We start from the raw sequence: 6,627 nt of genomic DNA on the forward strand, positions 1-6,627 counted from the left end.
GCTGACCGACCGCAACCACCGCCCCCGGTCTAACTCCTCCCCGGAATACTGTCAATGATTGGTCCGGACATACGGACTAATGCTTGACACTCGTCTCCCGGGACGGTGACGCTTGGCGCATGACCTCCTCCGCATCCGCTCCGGCCCGCATCCGCATCGGCTCCGCGCCCGACTCCTGGGGGGTGTGGTTCCCCGACGATCCGCAGCAGGTGCCCTGGCACCGCTTCCTCGACGAGGTCTCCACCGCGGGGTACGAGTGGATCGAACTCGGCCCGTACGGCTACCTCCCGACCGATCCGGCCCGCCTCGCCGACGAGACCCGCAGCCGTGGGCTCACCGTTTCGGCGGGCACCGTTTTCACCGGATTGCACCATGGTCCGGGCGTCTGGGAACGGACCTGGGCGCATGTCGCAGACATCGCGGCACTCACCCGGGCGATGGGCGCCGACCATCTCGTGGTCATCCCGTCGTTCTGGCGCGACGACAAGACGGGCGAGGTGACCGAGGACCGCACGCTCACGGCCGGGCAGTGGAGGGACCTCACCACCCAGACGGAGCGGCTGGGGCGTGAGGTGCAGGACCGCTACGGACTGCGCATCGTCGTCCACCCGCACGCGGACACCCATATCGACACCGAGGAGAACGTCAGCCGCTTCCTCGACGCCACCGATCCGGACCTGGTCTCCCTCTGCCTCGACACCGGGCACTACGCCTACTGCGGCGGCGACAGCGTCAAGCTGATCGAGACCTACGGAGAACGGATCGGCTATCTGCACCTCAAGCAGGTCGACCCGGAGATCCTGGCCGAAGTGGTCGCCGACGAGGTGCCGTTCGGGCCCGCCGTGGCGCGCGGCGTGATGTGCGAACCGCCGGGTGGCGTCCCCGCCCTGGAGCCGGTGCTGGCCGCCGCGCGCCGGCTGGACGTCGACCTGTTCGCGATCGTCGAGCAGGACATGTACCCGTGTCCGCCCGACAAACCGTTTCCGATCGCCCGCCGCACCCGGGAGTTCCTGCGCTCCTGCGGCACTCCGCGGCAGACCTCCTGACACGCCGAGCGGGCCCCGGAAGTGACGTGACGGCGGTACGCGGTGTTGTGCTCGACGAGAGGCCGGGGCGCGGCCACCGCCACGCCCCGGCACCGCCCCCACATCCCACGAGGAGCAACTCACCGTGATCCGCAAGACGCTGCCGTTCCGCCGGACGGCCGGAGCCTCGGCCCTCGCCGCACTCGTCCTGGCCGCCTCGCTCGCTCTCGCCCCGGGCGCGGCGGCCGACGAGAACAACGCACCGCCGCCCGGCTCCCACCCGGTCTGCGCCTTCTACGACGGCGACGGTCCGACCGTCTTCGGCGAACAGGGCGAACGCGTCTACCAGGTGCAGTGCATGCTGGCCAACCGGAGCTACCTGCCGTGGGAGGCGATGAACGGCACGTTCGACACGCGAACCCTCGCCGCCGTCCAGCGCTTCCAGGCGGACCACCCGCCGCTCGTCCCGCACGGCGTGGTCGACGCGAGCACCTGGTCGGCGCTCTGGCACGCCTGACAGCTGAGCGTGCTGCGGGGCGGCGCCCGGCGCTGCCCCGCATCGCTGCCGCCGCCTCGCCCCGGGCCGCGGTGGGAGCCGCTTCTGGGCTACGCCCGGGCCCGGGACCGTGCGGGGGCCGAGCCCTGGCTCGGGGGCGGGGCGCCGAAGCGGGCCAGGCAGTGCCAGACCTTCTTCAGCGACTGCGTCGCGTACCGGCCCGTGCGGGCGGCGTCCCCGATGATCCGGGGATCCAGCAGGCCGCCCCGGGAGATCTCCGCGCCGAGGTCGACGAACTCCTGCCCGCGGTAGTCCGCGTGGCGGCGCAGCTCCGCCACCGTCAGCCGGAATCCGGCATGCCATTCCGTGCGGCAGGGCAGCCGGCGGGCGGCCTCCTCCACATCGGTGCCGCGATAGCTCGGGTCGAGGACCAGCGCGTCCAGATGGCGGTCGAGCAGGACCGGTCCGTGCACCTGTGCCTCGATGTAGTCGTCGAGCGCGTCCCGGGTGTCGGCGTCCGCCAGTTCGACGAGGGCCATCCGGTCGGCGACGCCGAAGTCCGAGGGCTCGGCCGCGCTGTCCGGGTAGCAGAACGTGGCACGCTCCAGCGCCTGCGCGGTCAGCCGGAAGTGCGCCGAGCCGAACCGCGGCGCCGCCCCGGCCTCCTGGCGCCGGAAGTTCAACGCCCCGTACACGGGCCGCTGCTCGCCGGGTACACCGTCGTACGCGCCACCGAAGATCCGGCTCTCCCAGCGCCAGCGGTCGCCGCCCGGATGCGCCGTCAGCCCGCCATTGCTGGTTCCGGTGACGAACTGCGACCGGTAGACGCCGTCCCGGGCGAGCTCGTCCAGGATCGGGCGGCCGCCCACCACCCGGTCCGGGTGGAAGTTCAGCGTCAGCGGCAGGGAGCGGTCCAGCGGCTGCCCGGAGGAGAGGGCGGCAACGTGGCTCAGCGCCCGCTCCATCGCCGAGGGCGGCGGAGACATGGGCGGCTTCGAGGGCGGCGGCGTATCGGCGGTCACCGGCGCATTCTGGCCGAACGCCGCCGTCTTCGCCCCCGGTTTACCGGGCACCCGGCTCCGGCTCCGCATCCTGGACCGCCTCGGCGTCCTTCGACAGGTTCACCGCCTGGAGCAGGCTCAGTCCCCGCTCGGCCGTGCGCAGCGCCTTGACCCCGGCCACGGCGCGGGCCGGTCCTTCGTAGCCCGCCGACGCCATCCGCCGCAGGGCCCAGCGACCGCGCAGTTCGGCGTCCGGGACATCGCCGGCCTCGGCCGTGAGCGCCAGGGCCCTTTCCAGGCCGGGGCGTTCCTCTGCCGGTGCGGTGTCCAGGGCCCGCCGGAGCGCGGTGCTGATGTCGTCCGCCTCACGCAGTACGAGCACGGCCATGTCCTGCTTCCCGAAAACGGTCATGAAGTGATCATGCCCGGAGCCGACGCCCGTATCACCGGAGTTGAGACACATCTGAGGTGCGGATCGCTGCCGAGCGCCACGGGTCCGCACTGTATGCACCTCAACCCCTTTGACCTCAATGCATGCTTTCTGTCACAGAGATCACCCCCTCGTCACACATATCTCCGTTACGCGGGTTTTCCGTCACAGGCGCTCGACAGCCCCTCTCCGCACCTCGCCGCCGTCGTTCACCGGACAAAGGCTGAGTGATCGTCAGCGTCCGTGCCGCAGCTCCCCCGACGGCTCCCAGGCTGCCGCTGCGGTGCAGAGAGGTGTCACTTATGACGGACAGAAGGCTCTGGTCCTACAAGGACATTGCCGCGCACATCCGGGTGCAGCCGGACACCGTGCGCTCCTACCGCAAACACGGTCTCCTTCCGCCTCCGGACCATGTCGAGGGCGGCAAGCCCTACTGGTACGCGGACACCATCCGGGCCTGGGTCGCCGCCCGTCCCGGCAACCGGGGCCGCCGGGACTGACCCGCCCCGCCTCCACCGCACCCCGGCCCCGGCCCCGCGCTGCGACAGGTCCCACCCGTCGCGGCGCGGGGCTCCGTCCTTCCGGCACCCTGGGCGGTCAGCGTGCGGGCTCGATGACCGTCACTCCGGCTCCCCGCGCCGCACCCATCGCCGCGAGGGCCGCCGGGGCGGCGTCCAGTCCGATGGTGGAGGTCACCAGCAGATCGGGGCGCAGGCTGCCGGAGCGGACCATGTCCATCATCTGCGGGTAGGCGTGCGCGGCCATGCCGTGACTGCCGAGGAGCTCCAGTTCCAGACCGATCACCCTCGCCATCGGCACGACGGGGTCACCGGCCGCCGACGGGAGCAGCCCGATCTGCACATGGCGGCCCTGCCGGCGCAGGCTCCCGACCGAGGCGGCGCAGGTGAGCGGCGCCCCGAGGGCGTCGAGGGAGAGCTGGGCCCCGCCGCCCGTGAGTTCACGTACCGCCTCGCCGGCGCCTTCCGGGTGTGCGGAGGCGTCCACGCACTCCACCGCGCCGAACGTCCGGGCCAGCCGCAGGGCTTCGGGCGAGACGTCGACCGCGACCACCCGGGCCCCGCAGGCCACCGCGATCATCACCGCCGAGAGTCCGACCCCGCCGCAGCCGTGCACCGCGACCCATTCGCCCGGCGCCACCCGGCCCCGGGCCACCACGGCGCGGAACGCCGTGGCGAACCGGCACCCCAGACCGGCGGCCGTACCGAATGCCATCCCGTCGGGGACGGGGACCAGATTGACGTCCGCCTCGTCCAGCGCGACGAGCTCGGCGAACGATCCCCAGTGGGTGAACCCCGGCTGGGTCTGCCTCTCGCACACCTGCTGGGCCCCGGCGGCGCAGGCCGGACAGCGGCCGCAGGCGCAGACGAAGGGCACGGTGACCCGGTCGCCGGGGCGGTGGTTCATGACGTCCTTGCCGACTGCTTCGACCACGCCGGCCAGTTCATGACCGGGCACATGCGGCAGGGCGATGCCGGGGTCGTGGCCCATCCAGCCGTGCCAGTCGCTGCGGCACAGCCCGGTCGCCCCGACCCGGACCACCGCTCCCCGGCGCGAGGGGCTGGGATCCGCCACGTCCTGGACCCGGGCTTCCTTCCCGAACTCCTCGAACACCACTGCTCTCATGTGCCCCGCCCTTCGCCCGCGCCCGGCCCGTCTCCGGCCGGATCGAATCTACGCCCCGCCCCTCCAGGTCCCCCGAATGGCCGACAGCGGATGGGGATCGTTCGCATTTATACCCCCTAGGGGTATAGTGTGGTGAGCGTGGAGGCGCACCGGCCTTCCCGGGACCCTCCTGGGCCACTGCCTTCACACCCATTTGTGCTCGTCGAAGAGGAGAACACGATGACCGCCGAGACCCAGCTTCCCCAGGCGACCGGCTCCTGCTGCTCGCCCAGCGGCTCCTGCCACGACGGTGCGAGCGCCGACGCGAAGCAGGGCGGCGTGACCACGGTCTACCAGGTGACCGGCATGACCTGCGGCCACTGCGAAGGTGCCGTGTCCACGGAGATCTCCGAGATCGACGGTGTCACCTCGGTGCAGGCCGTGGCGTCCACCGGACAGGTGACGGTGACCTCCCGGGCGCCGCTGGACGAGGAAGCCGTGCGCGCCGCCGTCGACGAGGCCGGTTACGAGCTCACCGGCCAGGCCTGAACGCCCGGGATCCACTCCCCCGCACCACCCCTTCGCCGCCGGGCCGGGCCGACCAGCAGATACTGGTGGGGTACGGCCCGGTCGGCGTTTCAGGAGTTCGGACATGCACAGCGCGACAGAGACCGAGACCCCGGCAGCGGAGAGCTCGGAGGCCGAGCTCGTCATCGGCGGGATGACCTGCGCCTCCTGCGCGGCCCGCGTCGAGAAGAAGCTGAACCGGATGGACGGGGTGACCGCCACCGTCAACTACGCCACCGAGAAGGCCCGGGTCGCCTTCGGCCCGGGGACCGGCCTCGCCGACCTGATCGCCACCGTCCAGAAGACGGGCTACACGGCAGAGCCGGTGCCCCGCCCCGCACCGACGCCACCGGTGCCGCCGGTGCCGGCCACGGAGGCCCCGGGCCCCGTCGGCACCCCGGCCGCACATGCCACCGCTGACAGCCCCGTCACATCCACCGCACCGGCCGCCCCCGACACTCCGGAGAGCAGCCAGGACAGCCCCGGCGCGCTCGCCGCCCTCGACTCCCTGCGACAGCGGCTCATCGTCTCGGCCGTCCTCGCCGCCCCCGTCGTCGTACTCGCGATGATCCCGGCGCTCCAGTTCGACAACTGGCAGTGGCTCTCGCTCACCCTGGCCGCCCCCGTCGTCATCTGGGGCGGACTGCCCTTCCACCGGGCCACCTGGACCAACCTCCGGCACGGTGCGGCCACCATGGACACCCTCGTCTCGGTCGGCACCCTCGCCGCCTTCGGCTGGTCCCTCTGGGCACTGTTCCTCGGGGACGCCGGAATGCCCGGCATGCGGCACGGCTTCGACCTCACGGTCTCGCGCACGGAAGGCTCCTCCACGATCTATCTGGAGGTGGCCGCCGGAGTCGTCACGTTCATCCTGCTGGGCCGCTACCTGGAGGCGAAGTCCAAACGGAAGGCCGGTTCCGCCCTGCGGGCGCTGATGCATCTGGGCGCCAAGGACGTCGCGGTGCTGCGGAACGGCGCCGAAGTACGTATCCCTGTCGCCCGGCTCGCCGTCGGCGAGCACTTCGTGGTCCGGCCGGGCGAGAAGATCGCCACCGACGGCAGGGTCGTCGAGGGATCGTCGGCCTTGGACGCGTCCATGCTCACCGGCGAGTCCCTCCCGGTCGATGTGGGTGCCGGCGACGCCGTCACCGGCGCCACCGTGAACACCTCCGGCCGGCTCGTCGTCGAGGCCACCCGGGTCGGCGCCGACACCCAGCTGTCCCGGATGGCCCGGCTCGTCGAGGACGCACAGAACGGCAAGGCGGAGGTGCAGCGCCTCGCCGACCGGATCTCGGCGGTGTTCGTCCCGGTGGTCCTGCTGATCGCCCTGGCCACTCTGGTCGCCTGGCTGCTGGTCACGGACGACGTGACGGCCGCCTTCACCGCGGCTGTCGCCGTACTGATCATCGCCTGCCCCTGCGCCCTCGGCCTCGCCACACCCACCGCCCTCATGGTCGGCACCGGACGCGGCGCCCAGCTCGGCAT

Annotated in this window: 8 protein-coding genes; 5 read left to right on the top strand and 3 right to left on the bottom strand. The window is 72.2% G+C overall.

The features are described 5' to 3' along the window. Positions 1-119 precede the first annotated feature (119 nt). Together ACFVW8_RS15775 and ACFVW8_RS15780 are read left to right on the top strand one after the other, a co-directional pair. Positions 120-1,046, top strand: coding sequence for a sugar phosphate isomerase/epimerase family protein (locus ACFVW8_RS15775; protein ID WP_389690152.1), 927 nt, complete (start codon positions 120-122; stop codon positions 1,044-1,046). Positions 1,047-1,170: 124 nt separating this feature from the next. Continuing rightward, on the top strand, positions 1,171-1,542 hold the full coding sequence (locus ACFVW8_RS15780; RefSeq protein ID WP_389690154.1) for a peptidoglycan-binding protein: 372 nt from the start codon (positions 1,171-1,173) through the stop codon (positions 1,540-1,542). 89 nt (positions 1,543-1,631) lie between these two features. Here the strand turns inward: ACFVW8_RS15780 and ACFVW8_RS15785 are convergent, their stop codons facing one another. Together ACFVW8_RS15785 and ACFVW8_RS15790 are read right to left on the bottom strand one after the other, a co-directional pair. Next, the gene (locus tag ACFVW8_RS15785; protein WP_389690168.1) at positions 1,632-2,507 is read right to left on the bottom strand and encodes a DUF3626 domain-containing protein; all 876 of its coding nucleotides are present in this window, start codon (positions 2,505-2,507) and stop codon (positions 1,632-1,634) included. Between the two features lie 76 nt (positions 2,508-2,583). Continuing rightward, a complete protein-coding gene (locus tag ACFVW8_RS15790) occupies positions 2,584-2,934 on the bottom strand; it encodes a hypothetical protein (RefSeq protein WP_389690156.1) in 351 nt (116 codons plus the stop codon). Between the two features lie 320 nt (positions 2,935-3,254). Here ACFVW8_RS15790 and ACFVW8_RS15795 point away from each other — a divergent pair, with 320 nt between their 5' ends. Next, positions 3,255-3,452 carry a helix-turn-helix transcriptional regulator gene (locus ACFVW8_RS15795; protein ID WP_389690158.1) on the top strand — a complete coding sequence of 66 codons (198 nt, stop codon included), beginning with the start codon at positions 3,255-3,257 and terminating at the stop codon, positions 3,450-3,452. A 97-nt stretch (positions 3,453-3,549) separates the two neighbouring features. Here the strand turns inward: ACFVW8_RS15795 and ACFVW8_RS15800 are convergent, their stop codons facing one another. Then, complete coding sequence (locus tag ACFVW8_RS15800) at positions 3,550-4,596, bottom strand: zinc-dependent alcohol dehydrogenase family protein (protein WP_389690160.1); 1,047 nt, start codon at positions 4,594-4,596, stop codon at positions 3,550-3,552. Between the two features lie 219 nt (positions 4,597-4,815). On the opposite strand from ACFVW8_RS15800, the gene ACFVW8_RS15805 reads away from it, so the two are divergent. Beyond that, entirely contained in the window at positions 4,816-5,124 is a 309-nt protein-coding gene (locus tag ACFVW8_RS15805; RefSeq protein WP_389690162.1) for a heavy-metal-associated domain-containing protein, read from the top strand. 103 nt (positions 5,125-5,227) lie between these two features. Further along, positions 5,228-6,627, top strand: a 1,400-nt coding sequence (locus tag ACFVW8_RS15810; RefSeq protein WP_389690164.1) for a heavy metal translocating P-type ATPase, incomplete at its 3' end; no start/stop codon positions are given.

Source organism: Streptomyces sp. NPDC058221, assembly GCF_042882365.1.
In the GTDB taxonomy this organism is placed as follows: Bacteria; Actinomycetota; Actinomycetes; order Streptomycetales; family Streptomycetaceae; genus Streptomyces.